Annotated in this window: 18 protein-coding genes; 15 read left to right on the top strand and 3 right to left on the bottom strand. The window is 37.1% G+C overall.

Going from position 1 to position 21,339, the window contains the following annotated elements:
• The first annotated feature begins 52 nt into the window (after positions 1 to 52).
• A complete protein-coding gene (locus tag NK356_RS01375; RefSeq protein WP_253316021.1) occupies positions 53 to 1,675 on the top strand; it encodes an IS1182 family transposase in 1,623 nt (540 codons plus the stop codon).
• Positions 1,676 to 1,731: 56 nt separating this feature from the next.
• Here the strand turns inward: NK356_RS01375 and NK356_RS01370 are convergent, their stop codons facing one another.
• A complete protein-coding gene (locus tag NK356_RS01370) occupies positions 1,732 to 2,115 on the bottom strand; it encodes a helix-turn-helix domain-containing protein (RefSeq protein ID WP_034698162.1) in 384 nt (127 codons plus the stop codon).
• Positions 2,116 to 2,274: 159 nt separating this feature from the next.
• Between NK356_RS01370 and NK356_RS01365 the strand changes: the two genes are divergently transcribed.
• The 8 genes from NK356_RS01365 (at position 2,275) to NK356_RS01330 (ending at position 9,289) form a co-directional block, all read left to right on the top strand.
• The gene (locus tag NK356_RS01365) at positions 2,275 to 3,204 is read left to right on the top strand and encodes an alpha/beta hydrolase (protein ID WP_253316020.1); all 930 of its coding nucleotides are present in this window, start codon (positions 2,275 to 2,277) and stop codon (positions 3,202 to 3,204) included.
• A gap of 7 nt (positions 3,205 to 3,211) precedes the next feature.
• A complete protein-coding gene (locus NK356_RS01360) occupies positions 3,212 to 4,378 on the top strand; it encodes an MFS transporter (RefSeq protein ID WP_253316019.1) in 1,167 nt (388 codons plus the stop codon).
• A gap of 259 nt (positions 4,379 to 4,637) precedes the next feature.
• Positions 4,638 to 5,339 (top strand): DsbA family oxidoreductase, encoded by a 702-nt coding sequence (locus NK356_RS01355; RefSeq protein WP_034698156.1) that lies wholly within the window; start codon positions 4,638 to 4,640, stop codon positions 5,337 to 5,339.
• 102 nt (positions 5,340 to 5,441) lie between these two features.
• Complete coding sequence (locus NK356_RS01350) at positions 5,442 to 6,023, top strand: nucleosidase (RefSeq protein ID WP_253316018.1); 582 nt, start codon at positions 5,442 to 5,444, stop codon at positions 6,021 to 6,023.
• An 18-nt stretch (positions 6,024 to 6,041) separates the two neighbouring features.
• Positions 6,042 to 6,563, top strand: a complete 522-nt coding sequence (locus NK356_RS01345; protein ID WP_253316017.1) for a GNAT family N-acetyltransferase — start codon at positions 6,042 to 6,044, stop codon at positions 6,561 to 6,563.
• A gap of 42 nt (positions 6,564 to 6,605) precedes the next feature.
• Positions 6,606 to 7,193 (top strand): Crp/Fnr family transcriptional regulator, encoded by a 588-nt coding sequence (locus NK356_RS01340; RefSeq protein WP_034698377.1) that lies wholly within the window; start codon positions 6,606 to 6,608, stop codon positions 7,191 to 7,193.
• A 132-nt stretch (positions 7,194 to 7,325) separates the two neighbouring features.
• A complete protein-coding gene (locus NK356_RS01335; protein ID WP_034698146.1) occupies positions 7,326 to 8,303 on the top strand; it encodes a 3-oxoacyl-[acyl-carrier-protein] synthase III C-terminal domain-containing protein in 978 nt (325 codons plus the stop codon).
• 173 nt (positions 8,304 to 8,476) lie between these two features.
• Positions 8,477 to 9,289 carry an alpha/beta hydrolase family protein gene (locus tag NK356_RS01330; RefSeq protein ID WP_034698143.1) on the top strand — a complete coding sequence of 271 codons (813 nt, stop codon included), beginning with the start codon at positions 8,477 to 8,479 and terminating at the stop codon, positions 9,287 to 9,289.
• 199 nt (positions 9,290 to 9,488) lie between these two features.
• On the opposite strand, the gene NK356_RS01325 is transcribed toward NK356_RS01330, so the two are convergent.
• Together NK356_RS01325 and NK356_RS01320 are read right to left on the bottom strand one after the other, a co-directional pair.
• Positions 9,489 to 10,895 carry a serine hydrolase gene (locus NK356_RS01325; protein WP_253316016.1) on the bottom strand — a complete coding sequence of 469 codons (1,407 nt, stop codon included), beginning with the start codon at positions 10,893 to 10,895 and terminating at the stop codon, positions 9,489 to 9,491.
• 445 nt (positions 10,896 to 11,340) lie between these two features.
• Positions 11,341 to 12,438: a TauD/TfdA family dioxygenase gene (locus tag NK356_RS01320; protein WP_034698140.1), complete on the bottom strand. Its 1,098-nt coding sequence runs from the start codon at positions 12,436 to 12,438 to the stop codon at positions 11,341 to 11,343.
• A 216-nt stretch (positions 12,439 to 12,654) separates the two neighbouring features.
• Between NK356_RS01320 and NK356_RS01315 the strand changes: the two genes are divergently transcribed.
• Genes NK356_RS01315 through NK356_RS01290 form a run of 6 tightly spaced genes read left to right on the top strand, consistent with a single transcriptional unit; the run spans position 12,655 to position 21,336 of the window.
• On the top strand, positions 12,655 to 14,181 hold the full coding sequence (locus NK356_RS01315; protein WP_034698137.1) for an aspartate aminotransferase family protein: 1,527 nt from the start codon (positions 12,655 to 12,657) through the stop codon (positions 14,179 to 14,181).
• A complete protein-coding gene (locus NK356_RS01310; protein WP_253316015.1) occupies positions 14,153 to 16,561 on the top strand; it encodes a GNAT family N-acetyltransferase in 2,409 nt (802 codons plus the stop codon). The genes NK356_RS01315 and NK356_RS01310 overlap by 29 nt, the downstream gene beginning before the upstream one ends.
• Positions 16,554 to 17,870, top strand: a complete 1,317-nt coding sequence (locus tag NK356_RS01305; RefSeq protein ID WP_253316014.1) for a lysine N(6)-hydroxylase/L-ornithine N(5)-oxygenase family protein — start codon at positions 16,554 to 16,556, stop codon at positions 17,868 to 17,870. The genes NK356_RS01310 and NK356_RS01305 overlap by 8 nt, the downstream gene beginning before the upstream one ends.
• A gap of 7 nt (positions 17,871 to 17,877) precedes the next feature.
• A complete protein-coding gene (locus NK356_RS01300) occupies positions 17,878 to 19,689 on the top strand; it encodes an IucA/IucC family siderophore biosynthesis protein (protein ID WP_253316013.1) in 1,812 nt (603 codons plus the stop codon).
• Positions 19,686 to 21,089 (top strand): MATE family efflux transporter, encoded by a 1,404-nt coding sequence (locus tag NK356_RS01295; protein WP_253316012.1) that lies wholly within the window; start codon positions 19,686 to 19,688, stop codon positions 21,087 to 21,089. The genes NK356_RS01300 and NK356_RS01295 overlap by 4 nt, the downstream gene beginning before the upstream one ends.
• A 1-nt stretch (position 21,090) precedes the next feature.
• The gene (locus tag NK356_RS01290) at positions 21,091 to 21,336 is read left to right on the top strand and encodes an acyl carrier protein (RefSeq protein ID WP_002979498.1); all 246 of its coding nucleotides are present in this window, start codon (positions 21,091 to 21,093) and stop codon (positions 21,334 to 21,336) included.
• Positions 21,337 to 21,339: the final 3 nt, after the last annotated feature.

Here is a 21,339-nt window from a genome sequence, read left to right as displayed (position 1 = left end):
GTTGTTTGTCCTTTAAGATTTATCTTTAAGGTGCACCCAAACAAACATTGATATGAAAGTACGGTTTAAATCTTTACCCACCAATACTCCCAGCTTATTTCCTGAAGATATTTTTGATAAGATAGGTGCTAATGATCCGGTACGTCTTACCAATGAATTAGTGGATAACTTGAATATCGATCATATTATAAGTGAATATAAAGGCGGTGGAACGACAAGTTTTCACCCCCGGATGATGATCAAAGTTTTATTCTATGCCTATTTCAACAATATTTATTCATGCCGTAAAATAGAAAAGGCACTTGGAGAAAATATTCATTTCATGTGGCTTTCCGGCAACAGTAAGCCTGATTACAGAACCATCAATTACTTTAGGAGCAAACGGCTTAAAAACCATATTCACCGTCTTTTTGCAGATGTTACCGTTGTTTTGCAGAATTTAGGTTACGTAAGTTTAAATGTTCAATATATAGATGGTACAAAAATAGAATCATCTGCCAACCGATACAGCTTTGTATGGAAAAAATCTGTAGAAAAGAATAAATTAAAACTGGAAGCTCAAATTCATTCCGTACTTGAAGATATTGAATCCCAAATCAAAGAAGAGCGTTATGAATCCCATGAAAAGACCCTTCCAAAATCTATTGACAGCAGAGAGCTTCAGGATAAAATAGCAGAACTTAATCACTCTGTGGCACAGGACAATAAAACCGGTAAGAAGCTCATTAAAAAGCTTCAGCATCAGGACCTGCCCAGATTACAGAAGTATGAAGATCAATTAAAAATACTCTCAGGCCGCAACAGTTATAGTAAGACAGATCCCGACGCCTGCTTCATGCGGCTCAAAGACGACCATATGAAAAATGGGCAGCTTAAGCCAGCCTATAATGCACAGATCAGTACTGAAAACCAGTTTATCACCCATTACAGCATTCATCAGACTCCTGGAGATACCACTACATTGAAGGATCATCTTAACAGCTTTGAAAATCAGTATCACAAACAAAGTAAAGAGGTAGTAGCAGATGCCGGATATGGAAGTGAAGAGAATTACGAAATGATGGCAGAAAAAGCTATAGAGGGCTATGTAAAATATAATAATTTTCATAAAGAACAGAAGCGCAGTGAGAAGAACAATGCGTTTGCTGTACAGAACTTATATTATAATGAGGAAAATAACTTCTATGTATGTCCCTGCGGACAGCAAATGAACTTTATCGGTAAAGGCAAAAGAATCAGCAGTAACGGATATGAATCTCAGGTACATTATTATCAGGCTTTCAGATGTCAGGGTTGTCCTCTTAGAGAAAGCTGCCATCAAAGCCAGGATAATCGATTAATCGAAGTGAATTATAATCTGAACCATCACAGAATGAAAGCCAGACAAAGGCTGATATCTGAAAAAGGGCATTACCACAGAAGTAAACGGCCTATAGAAGTAGAAGCTGTATTCGGGCAATTAAAAAGCAATAATAAATTTTCAAGATTTACTCTAAAAGGACTTGAAAAAGTAAATATTGAATTTGGATTAATGGCATTGGCACATAATCTTAGAAAATTAGTGAAAAACAGAAAACTTAACCGTAAAAATTGGCTAAATACACTTAAATGCAAACAACATATGCATCTTTTCCATAAGTATATGAAAATCCAAAAGTATAAAATTGCTGCATAACTATACGCAGTCTCAAAACAAAAAAAAAGAGGCTGACCTTTTTGGACAGCCTCTTTTTATGATAATTCTTCTACATTTTCCTGTGCCTGCATCATTTCTCTGTGTTTTCCACCCCATTCATCAAGCTGCTTCCAAATAGGGATCAGCTCTCTGGCAATATCTGTAAGTTCATAGTCTACTCTTGGCGGAACTTCAGCATGAACAGTTCTTTTTACCAGGCTTTCTTTTTCAAGTTCTCTCAGCTGAAGGGTTAGCATTCTTTCCGTTATTCCTGAAATGGAGTTTCTAAGCTCACTGAAACGTAATTTTCCGTCTTTTAACTTGTTTAAAATGATAAGCTTCCAACGCCCTCCGATTTTGCATACTGCATAGCTCAGATCACATCCCTGGATATACTGTTTGTTGATATTATTCGTTGAGTTTTCTTTTATTTTGCCCATTACTTACAAATTTGTTAGTACCATACATTTAGCTGTATACAATGCAAATGTAAGGTTTGAGATTTAATTTTGTTCAACAAAACAGAAAATATACTGTAATAGAAGAACTATAGCGCTCATGTTCTCAGCAGAAACAATAACAATTTAAATCAAAATACAATGCAATTAACACCTAAGATAACGCAGATTTTAAATCATTTAGAAACCATACAACCCTTCAATCCTCAGGATTCTTTAGACGGAGCACGCAAATTTCTTGAAACCATGTCTCTTCAGCTTAGCGGGAAAAAAGAATCAGTAGCGATGATTGAAGAACTGCATATTCCACAGGAAAATCATCAGATTCCTATCAGAATTTACCGTCCCAAAGGAAGAGAAGCTCAACAGTCGTCAGCTATTATTTATATTCATGGAGGATGGTTTATTGCTGGTGGGTATGAGACTCATGATGCTGTAGTCCGTAAACTGGCCAATAAAACCGGATCAGTCGTTATTTTTATAGATTACCGTCTTGCTCCCGAACATCCTTTTCCAGCTGGTTTAAATGATTGTATTGATGGTGTAAAATGGGTATTTGAAAATGCAGAATCTTTAGGAATCGATCCTGATAAGGTTGGAATCATAGGTGACAGTGCCGGAGCAGCTTTATCAACGGCAGTTTCTACTCAGCTTGGAAAACAATTGAAATTTCAGGCCTTGATTTACCCTGCTGTAGACAATCAATTGAACTCAAAGACCTGGGAAACTTATGAAAACGGCCCGGTTCTTAATAAACAAGGAGGCATAGAAGCCTGGGCAGGATATCTTCCGGAAGAAGAGAAAGAAAATCCTCTGGCAATTCCTGTCTTGATAAGAGATTTTAAAGAAACACCACCTACCTTAATCATTCTGGCAGAACATGATCCTTTGCTGGATGATGGGAAACAGCTTTCTGAAAACATGAAAAATGCAGGTGTTAAGCTTAAAACAAGCCTCTACAAAGATATGGTTCACGGATTTATGCATATGGGAGAACTGTTGGAAGAAGTACAGTCGGCGGTGGATGAAATGACTGATTTTGCCCATCAAAACTTAAAATCTGATGAATAAGAGGATCATGAAGAAATATGCATACATTGGATGTCTTGGATTTATAGCCGTTATTACAACAGAATTTGGTGTCATCGGAATTCTCCCGCAAATTGCTGAGCATTATAAAATCAGTATAGACAAAGCTGGATATCTCTTGAGTGCTTTTGCTTTAATCATTGCTCTTACAGGACCTTTTATGACCTTGCTTACCTCAGGTTTTGACCGTAAGAAAATAATGCTCACTGCTATTTTCATGTTTCTGATTACAGGATTTGTATCTTCTTTTTCACCTCCTTTCTGGCTGTTGATGCTGGTGAGAATTTTACCTGCATTTCTTCAGCCTGTTTATATTGCGACCGCATTATCTGTGGCGATATCTCAGGCAGATGAACGGAAAAAGAATGAGCTTATGGGAATCGTTTTTAATGGAGTAGCCATTGCCATGGTAACTACAGTTCCTTTCGCTACTTGGATAGCGGGGCTTTGGTCCTGGGAATATTCATTTATGATGCAAACTGTGGTGAGTCTGATTGCCCTGGTAGTCATTTATTTTATGCTTCCCTCAATGCCTGTGAAAGAGAAAAAGTCTTATGGAAATCAGATCAGAATATTGAAGCAACCTCCTTTTATACTCAGTACACTGACTAATTTTTTCATGATTACGGCTTGGTTTTCTACTTACAGTTATTTTGCAGATTATCTGAACAAAGCCAAAGGAATGGATACTTCAATGGTAAGCTATATGCTCTTATTATTTGGAATTATCGGAGTATTCGCCAATGGAGTAGCCGGAAAAATGCTGAATAGAAATGTCGCAGGTACAACCGCTATTTTCCTTTCCGGAACTATTGTAGTACCAGTTCTTCTCTATTTTTCTGACGGAAATGCATGGGCAACGATTGCTGTTATCGGAATCTGGGGATTTCTGTATTCACCAAGCTTTTTGAATGCATCCACTTACATGATCTCTTCAGCACCGGAATCACTGGAATTTGCTAATAGTCTTGCTACATCTTTCGGAAATCTTGGAGTAACGGTGGGTACTACAATCGGAGGATGGGTTATCGTTACAAAAGGAGTAGAGTATACTCCCTGGATAGGTCTTGTTTTTGGACTTCTTGCCTTTGCAATGATGATTCTAAAAGGGATCGTAGAGAAGCGTAGTCAGGTACTTTCCACCTGTCAGAATTAAACTGTAATGATTTTTGTTACATTAAATAAAATACAGTATCTTTGTACTATTAATTTGAAATTGGTTTAAGCTTTTATTTTTGAACCATTAAGATTTAATGAGAGTTTAAGAGTATTAAGATGAGCTTTGCTTTAAGCTTAAAAATCAGAATGATTCATCTTAATTATACTTTATCTCTTAAATCCTTCTTAATGATTTTAATAGATATTGAATATTTTTTGATAAGTTTAAACAGTTTCTTGATGTAAAATTAAATACAATGAAAATAGAAATCTGGTCGGACGTGATGTGTCCGTTTTGTTATATCGGAAAAAACAATTTTGAACAGGCTTTGAATAAACTTCCTTTTAAAGATGAAGTAGAAGTAGAGTGGAAGAGTTTTCAACTGGATCCAGGCTTAGATCCGAAAGAAACTCAGGATACCCTGCAATATTTCAGAGAAAAGAAAGGTTTCCCTGAAGCTCAGGCTACCCAAATGCTTGGACAGGTAACTCAAATGGGAAAAGGAGCCGGAATTGATTTTAATTTTGGGAAAACTTTGATCACCAATACCTTCAGTGCCCACAAACTGCTTCATTTAGCTAAAAAGCATAACAAATCCAATGAAATGGAAGAAGCATTATTTATTGCCCATTTTATTGATGGTAAAAATGTGGGAGATACAGAAGTTCTGATTGATCTTGCTGAAAGTTTAGGAATTGATAAAGAAGAAGCAAGACAGGCCGTTACAACAGATCAACTGGATTATGAAGTCAACCAGGATATTCAGGAGGCGAGAAACAACGGAATTTCCGGAGTTCCTTTCTTCGTTTTGAATGGAAAATATGCCGTTTCCGGAGCGCAGCCTGCAGAAGTATTTGAAAATGCCCTTCAGCAGACGTATAAAGAAACAGTGAGCCCGTTTAAGGATATTTCCGGTGAAAACGGAGCTTCCTGTGATGCAGATGGATGCAGCATCTAAGATATGAGAACCCCAAAATAGTTTTATTTTGGGGTTTTTAATTGAATAGAGTCTCGTATCTTTGTTACACAGTGACAACATCTGTATAAATCTGATTTTTCAATGATAAAAATTAACAACGAAAGTCATTATTCAATTGATGATACCCTTTTTGTTTTTGCATTAGATTCCGAAGCAGGAACCGTTTTCGACGATAAAAACAAATTAATTACCGGCATCGGAAAAGTAAATGCAGCGATCGAATTAACCAAAGAAATTCATACAAGAAAACCTAAACTGATTGTGAATTTAGGTTCTGCGGGAAGTAAAGGATTTCACAAAGGAGAAGTAGTATGCTGTACAAAATTCATCCAGAGAGATATGGATGTAAGAGGATTAGGGTTCCAATTGTATGAAACACCATTATCCGGAGTACCGCCTGTATTGGAATATGGTCTTAAAATGGATACCCTGAAAGAAGGTGTTTGCGGAAGTGGTGACAGTTTTGAAATGAACCACTCTGAAACCGATTATAATATTGTAGATATGGAAGCTTATCCGTTGGCATTGATTGCTCAAAAGGAAAACATTCCGTTCCTGTGTTTAAAATATATCTCCGATGATGCCGGAAGTGATGCGGCAGACGACTGGAGTGTACAGGTTCATCTGGCTTCTGAAGCTTTTAAGAAAATACTCTTTTCATAACATTTAATCTTTACCATCATGAGCTCAATCATTATTAATAAAGCCTCGGCTGAAGACGTAGAAATTGTACAAAGTTTGGGAATACAGACATTTTCTGAAACTTTTGCAGAAGATAATACAGAGGAGGCCATGAAAAAGTATCTGGAGGAAAGCTTCAATACTGAAAAAATAAAATCTGAACTCAATAATCCTGATTCTCATTTCTATATTGCCTGGGAAGAAGACAATCCAGTAGGATATCTGAAGGTAAATGCAGGAAATGCTCAGACAGAACTTCAGGATGCTACCAGTCTTGAAATTGAGAGAATCTACGTGAAGAAAAGCCATCATGGTAAAAAAGTAGGACAGCTGCTGTATGATCAGGCTTTGGAAACGGCTCAGCAACTCAAGAAATCCTATCTGTGGCTGGGAGTCTGGGAGGAAAATCAGAGAGCTTTACAATTTTACAGAAAGAATGGATTTGTTGAGTTTGACAAACATATTTTCAGATTGGGAGAAGAAGAACAGACAGATCTGATGATGAAAAAAATGTTGGACTAACTTTTTGCCCACAGATTTTCACAGATAATGATGTCTACCAAAATGAGCAATTCAGAATTTCTAAAGCATATTAATCAATATTATCCTTTATCCGAAGAAACGGTTAAAGATGTATTGGATATCTGTACGGAAGAATATTATCACAAAAATGATCTTCTCTTGGAATCCGGATCCATGGCGAGATATTATTATTTCATCAAATCCGGACTGATAGGGTATTATACAGTAGACGAGCTGGGAAATAATATTTATAAAATTTTCTTCGAAGAAAACAGTTTTGTAGCTTCCACAGCGGCCATTATTAAAAATGAGCCAAGTGATTTCAATATCATAGCCCTGGAAGACTGCTCAGTGATACAATATCCTGCAAAAGCCTACCGTGAATTGTTGGAAAAGCACCATGACCTGGCTCTTTTTCATCTCTATTATCTGGAGAAAAACTGGGTGGTAAAAAAAGAACCATTGGAAGTCTCCCTGAAATATGAAACTGCAAAAAAACGATATTTACAGTTACTGGGAAACCCGTCTTTATATAACAGACTGAAACAGCATCATATTGCTTCTTATCTGGGAATTACGCCTACACAACTAAGCCGGATAAAAAAGGATATCCACGGAGATAATTACTGATTAAATTTTACCATAAACTTTTAATGATCAGACATTAAATGATATATTTCATGTTATTGGGATATATTTTGATATTGTGTTAGCTTTGTATTATATCACAAATAATAGATATAATTTAAATAGTAACCAATCATGAAACTACACCACATGTATTTCTATCATCCTGAGTTTGTAGAAAATAATGCTGCTGTTATTGAGCGCTTTGAACTCCAGGAAATTTCAATGCAAAAAATCCAGAATGCTTTAGGGAGGGAAGACCGTTTTATTATTCCGGAGAATTCTTTTGAAACTTCACTTTCCATGGGAATAGAAGCAGGAAGAGGGGTTCTTAATGAAAGTAATATTTCTATTCTCGATATAGATAGTATTATTTTTGTGAGCAGCTCTCCTGAACATCATATTCCTTGTGATGCTATCCATATCCATCATGCATTACAGGGAAAACCAGATACTTTATGTTATGATATTAACGCCAACTGTATCGGAGGATTTATAGCACTGGATCAGGTATCAAAATATTTAAAAGGAACTGACAAAGGGGCAAATGCTTTAGTCGTTTGTGCTGAAAAATTTTCGACGATATTAGATCCTGATAATCCGACAACAGCTTTTTGTCTTTCAGATTCTGCTTTTGCCTTCATTGTAGAAAATGACGGCGATGCTACCTCAGGGTTAATAGATGTATTATATCATACAGACAGCAGCTTTTGCAATACCGTACTGTACCCGCCTAAAGGAAATTCCGGACATCATCATGGGGATCTTACAACCTGGGACCGGATTTTTGACGGAATGGGAAGTGTTAATTTTGCACTGGATAATATCAATCAGTTTTTACAGCACAATCAGATAGGTCTGGAGCAGATAGAATTATTTTTATTTTCACAGTTTTCTATAAAGAATATCAATATGATCCGTGATTACTTTGGGCTACCGGAAGAAAAAATTCCTTTTTATTCTAAAGAGCTTGGGTATACGGGAGCTTCCAGTCCATTTTTAGCTTTAGACAAATACCAAAAAGAAGTAAAGCGTTTGAAAAAAGGAGATTATATTCTCATATGGACGCTGGGAACAGGCTATCAGGCAGGGTTGATGCTTTGGAGATATTAATTATTAACGGATCTAATCATCTCAAAAACAAAATAAATTAACAAAAGTTTCAACATATGTTGAGGCTTTTCTCTTTTTTCTACTGCAATTTTGTTGTGTCAAAAGGTCATTGGTACGCTATGTGTTTTGTCATTTAGAGACCAGTGATGATCATTAATTAAACATTTTGCAACATGAAGAAGTTTATCAACATTGTATTTGTACTGACCGCCTGTATTCAGTTATCAGCACAAAAAATTATTCATCAGGAAATTTTCAGTCCGAAAATGAATAAGAAAATCAAAACAGTAATTATTACTCCCAATCTTCAACCCAATACAACATATCCGTCTGTTTATATCCTTCATGGTTTCAGTGGAAATCCGGACAGAATCATTAAGCAGGACCTACCGGATCTGGTAAAAAAAGCACAAGAACTGAAAACGATCTATGTACTTCCGGATGGAAATTACAGCTCTTGGTATGTAGATAGTCCGATCGTTAAAGATTCTCAATATCAAACCTTTATAGGAAAAGAATTGGTAGAGTTTATTGATAAAAATTATCCGGTGAAAGCAGAGAAAAAATTCCGTGGAATTCTGGGATGGAGTATGGGAGGTTATGGGGCAACCAATATCGGAGTTACTTATAATAAGACATTTGGTATCGTAGGTAGTTCTTGCGGAGCGTTGGATTTCAATTCTTTCGGAGAAGGCTATCAAAAATATATGGTGAATAAAGTACTCGGACCACTGGAGTCTATTAATCCCAATTATCTTACGGACAGTAAAATAAAGGTAATGGCAGGAGCAGGACAGCAATATATTTTCGATTGTGGAACTGAAGATACCCAAATGATTACGATGAACCGGAATTTTCATAAAAAACTGACAGAAATGAAAATCCAGCATCTTTACACCGAATCTTTAGGTGGACATGTTACCGAATACTGGAGCAGATCATTGTCTGAGCAATTGTCTTTGTTTGACAGGTTCTTTAAACAGTAAATTATAACCTTTTAAGTTTTGGCTAAAGCCATTGGAATTTATATTTAATTATTAAACGGGGTTTCCTTCGACTATGCTCAGGATAATAGCCCGTTCCTATTGAATATTGATTAGTTTTTCTATCAATAGAAGCGGGCTTTAGCCCGCTTTATCTATTTTTTATGATAATATTGGCTTTAGCCAAAACCTGTTATTCGTATTACTTTTCTTTGGAAAACGTGAATTTTGAAGCGCCTCCCTGCGTGAAATCCATTGTCTTTTTTGAAGGATCAAAGGCCATTCTTATATCTGCACTGTCAAATTTAAAAATATGATTTTCGTAAGCAGTGAGCTCAAATGCGTTTTGACCCTCTGCCTGTCCGTAAAGAGCTCCGTTCTGAACAAATATTTTTATTTTCATCGGGAAATTGGGAGCAGCATATACTCCAGAATAAGCTTGAAGCTGATCTGCAGAAAGGCTGGCTTTTTTCAGATTTTCAGATCCAAGTTTTTCATGATAAAGTATTTTCCGAATATCATCTGATGGAATTTTAGTGAGTGGAGTTCTGTTATTTTGAAGTAAAATAAAAGTTTTGTCATTATCCAGATGCCTTTCTATGAAGGTTGCATACCCTGCCCAGCCTCCGGAATGATTGGCTATTTTTCCATATTTGGAAGTCTTCTTAACAAACCATCCGAATCCATAATTACTTGCTTTCCCATTGGCTGTAGTAATATCATTAAATATCAGTTTTTTATCATCTTCATTCACCAACTTGTTTGTATAAAGGGCTCTGTCCCATTTAAGAAGATCTTCCAGGGTAGAATTTACCATCCCATCACCTACAATTCCGTCAAGATAATAGGTGTAATATTCTTTTCCATGACTGTCCGGCAGGACTTTTTTACCTGACTCAGCAGTTTCATACCCTAAAGCATAATTGGAAACAGACTGTGGCTGATAACGACTCCTGTATACCAATGTATGTTTCATATCCAGTGGCTTGAAAATATTCTGGCTTAAAAATTCTCCAAAAGATTTTTTAGAAATCCTTTCAATAATGCTTGCTAAAAAAGCATATCCCGTATTACTATATTCAAACTGTTGATTGGGTTCAAATTCCAGTGTAGGTTTATATTTTGCAAATTCTTTGATGATATCATCATTTACTGCAAATTTACTTTTATCCCAGTTTTTTTCGAACAAATCCATATAATCGGGAAGTCCACCGGTGTGATTCAAAAGATTTCTCACTGTAATTTTATCATAAAAGGCCAGTTCAGGAAGATATTTTGATATTTTGTCGTCATAGTTTAGCTTTCCTGCCTTCTGTAAAAGAACAATTCCCATTGCTGTAAACTGTTTGGATACAGAGGCCAGTTCAAAAGTGCTCTGTACATCAAGTTTACGTTTATTTCCTTCATCAGCAAGTCCATAGCTTTTCTCAAAAATAGGTTTACCTTTTTCAGCAACCAGGACATTTCCGTTGAATTTATTCTGGCTATGAAGAGCTGTAAAGAGGCTATCCAGTGTTTTCGCTTCATTCTGGGCATAAGTTCCCATGGCAAATAATACCAGCGGAAGACTGATTATTTTTTTTGTAAATAATTTTGTTGATTGTATCATGATGAATAGTTTTTAAAGAAAATATTTATTTGTTAATTTCCATTAATATCTGTCGTATGGTAACAGTATATGTTTCATGAAAAAGAATAATTTATTCAATTTTATGAAAATTCCTTTAAATTATTATCCAAGTCAAGGTTTCAAACCTTAACATGGATCAGGGAATGAGTAGAAGATAAAAGAAAGCAAAATGACTTTTAATTGGCTAAAGCCCACTTCTATTGATATAAAACCTGTATGAAATTTTTTGAAATAATAATAGGATCATAAAACATTGAATGTTTTAAATATTCAATAGGAACGGGCTTTAGCCCGTTTTAATAATTAAATATAAATTCCAACGGCTTTAGCCAAAACTTAAAATCAAATAAAAAAATCCCTTTTGAGCTATGCCCAAAAAGGATTTCGATTGATTGATGTTAAAAATTGCTAACAAGTCAGCATATTAAAAGTGTTGAAAGTTTTTACCTAAATGTTCTTCTATCACAAAGAACGGATCTTCCGTAAGCGTGTGTGCTCTCATATCAATAAGACTCACTTTACTCATCATACGAAGCATGATTCTTCTCTCACACGGCTGTTCTATACCGTCAATATTTCGTACTCCCGCACGGAAAGCAGATCTTCCGTGAGCACATAAATGATTATTTACCAGAATAACATCTCCTGCCTGAGGTGTAAATCCGGAGTAGATCAAATGTCTGGCTTCTTCCCAGAACTCATGCAGTGTATTCTGTGCTTCATCCGATTGCCTTATACTGGAATTGAAAAGCTGCTCGGCAGCATCAAATCTCATAAACGGAAGACTATAATTACCATATAATACAGAATCTAATGTTTCTTCTTCATTTTCTGCCGTTTCCAGATTGGCATCTTTCGGGATTTTATAAATACGATCAAAAAGAGGTCTGTAATTGTCCCCGATAGATTCATGAGAACGGATAGAGTAAAGCGTAGAAGGAACCTGTTCCTCATTTCTTACATACATAAAGCTTAAATAGTCAGCCTGATGTTTCAGAAAAGCATCTTCAGTGTGTACATATAAATCTGTTGAAGATCCTGATCCGGTTTGTGTCTCCTTCATTTTCTCATCAGGAATAATGGCATGGATCAATCCACCTCCTTTACGCTGTGAATAATATTGTACAGGTTTGGAAGGAAGTGCCCCATGAATAAGTGCACATGCAAAACCATATAAATTAAATTTTGAATAATCTGCCGCCTGCCAATTGGGAGGGGTAGAGCCTATATCCTCCTGATCGATATCCATTAATCCTGTAAAGATCAGGGCACCATACTGATTTTTTGAAAAGTCACTCGCAAAATCAGCCGCTATGTTTAAAATTCTCTCCGGTAAGAAATAAGACGCCAGCTGATGGACATGCTTTATAAAATCACGGTTTTCATAATTGTCATACTTTTTCTGAAGATGCAGCGCCGCATCTTTTATCATTCTTCTTTCCTGAGAGGTGACTTCTATGACCGTAGGAAGCAGTTTTACCGCTGTTAAACAGTCTTTATCTAAAATTTCTGTAGAATTCATTAAAAAAAATTTGGTGTTAAGTAATAATTTTTATCTTTGTTTTTAATTATTCTAAATAACAATAGCCGGTTCAAATTTAGTAATAATTACGTAATCACCAAATAAATTATAATAAAAAATGTAAAATTTAAAAACCTGACTATCAGATATATACAATCGTATATCGAAAAAACCACAACAACTCACAGATTTAAAAAATCACATTACAAAACTTTTATGAACAACAATTTAATATCCCTGGAAGAGCTCGCAAGCACAACTTCACCTCACATTTCGGGGAATTTTGGGAATATTTTTCATCCTGACAATTATGATCATTATCGTAATGCTGTCAATAGTACTTTAGACCTGGTTCAGGAATTTCTACACAGAAACAACAAGCCTTTCAGTGGTATAGAAGCCAAAACAATGAAAGGAATGGTACAACAGATTGATCTTAATCAAAAACTTTCTAATTATAATGAGCTTCTGGCAGAAGTAGATGATATTTATGTAAAACATGCCACAGCTTTTCACCTTCCACAATATGTAGCTCACCTTAATTGTCCTGTAGTAATTCCGGCATTGGCAGGAGAAATTCTTGTAAGTGCCATCAATTCTTCACAGGATACTTATGATCAGAGTGCTGGAGGAACTTTTATGGAAAGAAAACTGATCGACTGGACTGCCGGTCAGATCGGATATAATACAAATGAAAGCGACGGTGTTTTCACTGCGGGAGGCTCACAGAGTAATTTAATGGGATTGGTCATGATGCGTGACTGTTTTTCTCAGAAAAGATACAACCACAATATTAAAATGGATGGTCTGCCAGCGGAGGCAAGCCGTTTCAGAATATTTGTTTCAGATAAATCTCACTTCAGCAATCTGAAAAATGCTTCCATTATGGGACTGGGTGAGAAAAGTATTGTTAAAGTTCCTACAGATGACCGTTTCCGTATGGATATTTCTCTTTTGAAAAAATATATCAAGAGAGAAGAACAGCTGGGAAATATTCCTATTGGTATTGTGGCTACAGCTGGAACCACAGACTTTGGAAATATTGATCCACTGGATGATATCGCGAATATTGCAGAACAATATAACATCTGGATGCACGTAGACGCTGCTTACGGTTGTGCTTTATTATTAAGCGAGAAATACCGTGATCTGATCAATGGTATCGAAAGAGCAGATTCTGTAACGATTGACTACCACAAATCATTCTTCCAACCTATCAGCAGTAGTGCTTTCATTGTTAAAAATAAAAAAGAACTATTGATTCTTAAACATCACGCCGATTATCTGAATCCGAAAGAAATGGACGAAGAGGAAATTCCGGCACAGATCAATAAATCCATTACGCAAAGTACCCGAAGATTTGATGCTTTAAAACTTTGGTTTACGATAAGAATGATGGGGAAAGAACAATTGGCAGAATATACAGATACTGTGATTGATCTTACAAAAGATGCAGCTGCAATGATTACGGAAGATGCAGATTTTGAACTTCTTTCAGATTCTGACTTAAGTGTTCTTGTTTTCAGATATGTAAATCCGGAAATCAGTGATCTGAATGCCCTGAATCAATACATCAAGATGAAACTGTTCTACAGCGGAGAAATCCTTGTAGCAAGTACAAAAGTGGATGGAAACTTCTATCTGAAGTTTACATTCCTGAACCCGATTACGACTACAGAAGACATTCATCAAATTCTCACCACAATCAAAAATCATGGAAAAGACTTTAATTCAGAAAAATAGAACAGGAGAAAAAGCCCGGGAAATTACTTTCAGAATTCTGTTGAACGGAATGTTGAGAGAACTGGGAAACGGAAAATTCTATCAGGGCGTTCCAAAATATGATCTTCTGACAGCAAAAGCTCTTCAGAACAGTGATTATTCATTGTTTATGAGATTTGAAATGAAGAAAAGCGGACTGTTTTTATTTGCTCCGGTTTCTTATCGTTCCGAAACTCTTTTTCATGAATACGGACCTGTTTTGTGGGCAGTAGATCACCAAAATCAGGAAGTTTTTGAAGTGAATGATCAAAAGCTTACTGAGCTGGTTTACAAAGAGCTTTCTGAGACTACAAACGAAACGGGTTTCAGAAACTTTGTGGAAAGAATTCAAAGCAGCTTAAGAAATCTGGAACTGACAACAGAAGCTTGTCTTCAGGATGATCAGCTTTTAACGTATTCTTTTCTTGAATCTGAGCAAATGCTTCCTGCCGGGCACAATCTGCATCCTTTCACCAAATCAAGAATGGGATTCTCTGAGGAAGAACAGTTTTTATACGGCCCTGAATTCGGAAAAGGATTTCAGCTGGATTATTTCCTGATTCATAAAGACTGCATCACAGAAAAATCCCTTCCAGGAATTTCAGCAAAGGAAATCTTCGAAAAATGGACTTCACTTCCGGAAAGCTACGATTTTGAAAACATCAATGATTTTTATATAGTTCCATGCCATCCATGGGAGGCACAATATCTTTTATCAACAGCAGAATACCCTGAAATGTTGGGTTCCGGGAAAATTATTCACATCGGGCCATTGGGTGAGGATTTTTATGCAACATCTTCCATAAGAACGGTATACAATCCGGATTTCAGCTGGATGTTGAAATTCTCTCTGCATGTTTTAATGACAGGCTCTGTGAGGACAAACAGCTTAAAAGATCTCAACAGAGGATATGCTTCCGCAATCTGGTGGCAGCATCAAAAAGCTTCATTTGAACAAAACTTCCCGAATTTTAAATTATTGCTGGAACCATCCACGTTAAGCGTTCATTATGAAGGGAAGAATATGGACAGTCTGAATATACTGCTTCGCGAAAATCCTTTTTCCAATGAAGATAAAGTGATTCTACTGGCAAGGCTTTGTCAGGATGAATCTACAGACGGCTTCAATTTTACGACGCACTTCTTTAAGAATGTTGCAAATCAATTGGGTGTAGATGCAGAAAAAGCAGCTATTATCTGGTTTGAAAAGTATGTAAACCTATTGCTTTCTCCTTTGAACAGACTGTACAATCAATCAGGGATGGCTCCTGAAGTTCATCAGCAGAATCTTCTTGTACAGCTGGATAATCAGCTCCTTCCTGAGTCTATTTATGTAAGAGACGGGCAAGGATATCTGATCAAAGAAAGCTTTAAAGAAAAATATGAATCACTAATTAAAGATTATCCTGAAGTGGAAGATCTTTTCATCAGAGATGAGCGTCTTCTTGACATTATTTCTCACCATCTTCTGGTAAGTAATCTGAGCGCACTGATTGCTTCAATAGGTAAAACAGGATTGGTTAAAGAAAGAAGATTAATCCATATTCTGTACAGAGAGTTTGAAAATCTTCATGAAACTGAACCTTCATCGTTAACAGATTATGCATTGAATCAAAGATATTGGGCAGTAAAATCAAACCTTCAGTCGGCAGTTGCTGATGTAGACGGAGGCGTGAATGCTTCTTCAATTTCTTATGCTAAAGTTCCGAATCTTCTTCACAAACATTTCTTCTCGGATCAGCTAATCAATCCGCAGGGAACAGAAGTTTTCTTTAAAAGATATTTCCAGAAAGAGGATGTAACGATGAGCATGCGTCCTATAGATCTTGAAAACGACCTTGAAATGCTTCATGAATGGTTCAACCGTGAACATGCCGTAAAAATCTGGCAGATGAACTGGCCTATTGACGAGCTGGAAACCTATTACAGACTGATGCTTCCAAGTGATGAAGCACACAGCTATATCATTGCAGGAAACGATGAACCTTCATGTAATATCGAGGTGTATTGGGCTTGCAGAGATATTGTAGGCGATTATTATGAAGTACTGCCTACCGATTACGGAACGCACCAGTTTATTGCACCTATTGATCCTAAAAAGAAATTTGTATCTCCATCTACTCAATCTATGGTTGATTATGTTTTTGCACAGCCACAGGTAGGAAAAATGGTAGGCGAAGGATCTGTAGACTCGCTTGCGTCTATGATGAATAAAGCTCATGTAGGCTTCAAAGTAGATAAAGTAATAGAAATGCCTCATAAAAAAGCCAATCTGAACTTCTGTTACAGAGAATGGTACTGGGAAAAATTCCCACAGAATAAAGAGGTACAAATCACCACAAACATCACAAAAAATGACTAACGAAGCCGTATACAATGTAATAGGCATAGGTATAGGCCCTTTCAATCTGGGACTTGCCGCATTATCTAATCCGATTTCGGAACTGAAAACCCTTTTCCTGGACCAGAGAGATGGTTTCGACTGGCATCCGGGACTGATGATTGACCATGTAACCCTGCAGACTCCATTTTTATGCGACTGCGTTTCCATGGCCGATCCTACAAATCCTTTAAGTCTTTTAAATTATCTGAAAGAAACAGGAAGACTCTATAAGTTTTTTATCAGAGAAGATTTTTTCATTCCGAGAAAAGAATACAACCGTTACTGCCAATGGGTGATTGAACAGCTTCCACAATGCCGTTTCTCTACTCAGGTGGTAGATATTATTTATGAAGAGGGTTTATATCATGTAACGACTATTCATACAAAAACCAAAGAAACTACGGTTTTCAAAACGGAAAGACTGATTTTAGGAACGGGAACCCAGCCTCATATTCCTTCTTTCATTCCGAAAGATGATTCCCGTGTTATTCATACCAGTTCTTATCTGTACAGAAAAGAAGAGCTTTTGGCTCAGGGTAAAAAAATAGCGATTATCGGTTCTGGCCAGAGTTCGGCAGAAGTTTTTTATGACCTTCTTCAAAACAGAAATGAAGAAACACAACTGGGATGGTATTCCCGTCCGGACAGATTTTTCCCTATGGAATATTCTAAACTGACACTGGAGCTTACTTCGCCTGATTATGTAGAATATTTCTACAACAGAAGCGAATCTGCAAGGAAAACCATTTTAAGCAAACAGCAAGCTCAGTTTAAAGGAATCAATTATGATCTGATTAATGATATCTACGATTTTATTTATGATCTGAATATCGACAACGCTGATCCTAATCTTAAAATTATTCCTAACAGCCAGCTGAATAGAGTAGACAACAGCAATCCGGATTTCATCAATCTTGAATTTACCCAACTGGAACAGGAAGTACCTTATGATCAGGAAGCTGATTATCTGATTCTGGGAACAGGATACCGTTATCATGAGCCTGCATTCTTAGAGAATATTCAGGATAGAATCAAGAGAGATTCCAGCGGATTGTTTGATGTCAACAGAAATTATTCAATAGATCACAACGGAGGAGAAATCTATGTGCTTCATGCTGAAGTTCATACCCACAGCTATATTTCTACGGATCTGGGAATGGCTGCTTACCGTAATTCCTACATCATCAATGATATTCTGGGAAGAGAGCACTATAAAATTGAAAAGAAAATTGCTTTCCAGGATTTCGATGTAGAAAAATATGCTGATTTACCAACTGCCAAAATTTAATCAAAAAATGAACACCAACTTAAAAAATACAGTAAGCCAGGAAAACTGGAATCAGGCCAACAGAAACCTAATGGCCAAAACCATCGCAGAATTGATGCACGAAGAGCTTCTAAAACCTGTGATAACCTTTGAAAATAAAAATGGATATACTGTTTTTACCCTTGAAACAGGAGTTGAAAATATTATCTACAGTTTCCGCGGACAGGAAAGAATGATGGATTACTGGCATATTGATAAAGACAGTATTACAAAAACAGAAAACGGTGAAGATTTGTCTTCAGTAGATGTAGCGGCTTTCTTCCTGGAAATGCAGTCTGTATTCGATTTAGATCCTTATACCATTGCAAGATACACGGAAGAATTACTGCATACGCTGTATTGTGATGCTTTAATCTTATCAAGAGGAGTGATGTCTTCAAAAGAGCTTGCGGATGCGGATTATCAAACAGTAGAACATAATATGACCGGACATCCATGGGTAATTGTGAACAAAAGCCGATTAGGTTTTTCTCCAAGAGATCTTAAAACATTTGCTCCTGAAGCCGATGAAAATTTAAAAGTAATCTGGCTGGCTTCTCATAAAAGCAGATCATCATTCCAGTCTTTGGAACATATCAACAGAGATGAGTTTTACCGTTCTGAAATAGGAGAGGAATTATATAATGATTTTCAGCAGCAGCTGTTGAGTAAAAGAAAAGTTGTTGAAGATTATCACTTTATCCCTGTACATCCATGGCAGTGGGAGCATAAGCTTCAGATTCATTTTGCCGGAGATATTGCTTCCGGACTTTTAATTCAATTAGGAGAAGGTAGTGATACCTACAGTCCGCAGCAGAGTATCCGAACGTTATTCAATGTAGATCATCCTAAAAAGAGATACCTGAAAACGGCAGTTTCTATTCTGAGCACAGGAAATATCAGAGGATTATCACCTAAACAGATGAAAATTGCTCCAGCCATTACAGACTGGGTAAAAGGCTTAATTAAAGATGATGCTTACCTTGAGAACAAAGAGACTATTTTCTTAGGAGAAGAAGCTGCCATCACTTATTTGCATCCACAATATGGAGCTATTGCCAGCGTACCATATCAATACAATGAATTCCTTGGAGCATTATGGAGAGAAAGTGCTGAAAATTATCGGAAAGAAGACGAACAAATGGTAACTATGGCCTCTTTACTGTATGTAGACGAAAGTGGAGTTCCATTGGTTCAGGCATTTGCGGAAAAAGCAGGTGTAAGTATCAAAGAATGGATTGAAAGCTATCTTGATGCTTATCTTACACCTTTACTGCATATCTATTACACGCATTCGCTATGTGTAACACCGCATGGAGAAAACATTATGGTGGTTCTGAAAAACGGAGTTCCGAAGAGAATCGTAATCAAAGACTTTGTGGATGATATTGTTTTAACCACTGAGGCAAGAGAAAAGCTTCCTGCACATCTTGCAGATGGTTTGATTCAGTCTTCCAACAAAGAAAATATCCCGTTGTTTATTTTGCTTGGCGTTTTTGATGCTTTCTTCAGATATCTGTCGAATGCGCTGCATACCTATTCCAACTTTAATGAAGAGACATTCTGGGAACTGGTTCACAACTGTGTAGAAAATTATAAAGCTGAGAATACCCATCTTCAGGAACGTTACGAAAAGTATGACCTGTACGTGCCTGCATTCAAAAGATTCTATATCAACAGTCTGCGTCTGAAAAATAACGGTTACAGTGAAAACAAAGCATTTGCTATTCCAAGAAAAGACGGAGCACTGCCTAATCCGCTGTATCAGATTGCCAATAAAAATTCAGTAGCAGCAGTATGAGGAAATTCCTGCATATACTAAAAGAAGGAGCGGTTTTTACGTATGGAGCCATAGCTGGAAAAAAAGTTGAACTGACTTCCGGAAGTATCAACCGTTCCATCTTTAGTCTTGCCATTCCCATGGTGATGGAACTTGTCATGGAATCTGTTTTTGTGAGTGTCAATCTATTGATTATCGCAAAATTAGGAGACAAGGTTCTTGGTCTTGTGGGAATTACAGATAACTATATCAATTTTGCTTATGCCATTGCAGTAGGTTTGGGAATTGCAGCAGCAACCCTTACTGCCAGAAGAGCAGGCGAGAAAGATAAAGAGGGAATGGGCAGAACAGCCCAATACATCATCTTGCTGGCTCTGTTTTTTGCAGTGCTTATTGGTGGAGTTTCTTGCTTTTTCGCATCAGAAATCGTTGGTTTTCTGGGAATCAATGCCAGTACGGTGACCGAAGGCGTTTCTTTCTCTAGACTGGTCTTCCTGAGTATCGGGCTTGTGATTCTGCGCTTGTCTGTGAATGGACTTTTCAGAGGGGCTGGTGACGCTGATATTGCTATGAAATCACTTTGGATCTGCCATATTTCCAATATCATCTTTGCAGTGATCCTTGTTTTCGGATTAGGATTTATTCCTGCTTTTGGATTGATGGGATTGGCTTATGCTACGGTTTTATCAAGGCTATTAGGGGTTTTATATCAAGCCTTCGTGTTGATGTCCGGAAAAACCAGTATCATCATCCGAGTTCCTTTACAGCTTGATATTCCATTGCTGCAGAAGATTCTGAAAATTGCCTTTGGAGGATTGGTTCAGTATATCATTCCTACATCCAGCTGGCTGATTATGGTGAAGATTATCTCCACTTTCGGAACCACTGCGCTTGCAGGATATATTATTGCCCAGCGTATTGCTTCGGTAGCAACGATGCCTGCCTGGGGAATAGGAAATGCTGCGGGAGTTCTTACTGGTCAGAATCTGGGTGCCGGAGAACCTGAGCGGGCTGAAAAAACTGTCTGGAGAGCCGGAACGATCAATATGACGTATCTGGTACTTGTAGCCTTATTCTGGCAGATTGCAGCGGAATATGTAGTGGAATTTTTCACGACAGAACCGGAAGTTGCCAGATATGCGGTTCAATACATCCATGTGGTTTCTATGGCTTATCTGCTTTTAGGTTTCACCATGGTGATCAGCCGCGCTCTGAATGCGGCGGGAAACATTCTGCAGGTTACACTGCTGTACCTCGTCATGTTTTATGTGATTCAGCTTCCGCTGGCTTATCTCTTAGGAGTAAGGTTTCAGTGGGAACTGAGAGGAATATTTACTGCTATCGTTTCTTCGGAAATTGTTTTGGCTGTGCTATTCCTCATGATTTTTAAAAATGGAAAATGGAAAACTATAAAAATTTAAAATGAACACTACAGAAGAATTTTATGAAATTATCGCCTCTGCCATCGCAATAAAGAAAGAATTGGTAGATGAAAAACTAACGTATCAGGAAATCCCGGAATGGGATTCTATGTCTCACCTTCTTATCGTAGAAGCGCTTGAACAGTTTTATCAGATCAAGTTTGATTTTAACGATATTCTGGAGATGGGAACCGTCGGAAAGATTCGCGAAAAAATGAAAAAATACGATGTATTCGTAGAAAACTAAGCA

It is taken from the genome of Chryseobacterium sp. S0630, from assembly GCF_024158915.1.
Classification (GTDB): Bacteria; Bacteroidota; Bacteroidia; order Flavobacteriales; family Weeksellaceae; genus Chryseobacterium.
Note: the sequence above shows the minus strand (reverse complement) of the source record. Positions and strands in the feature narration are given on the sequence as shown.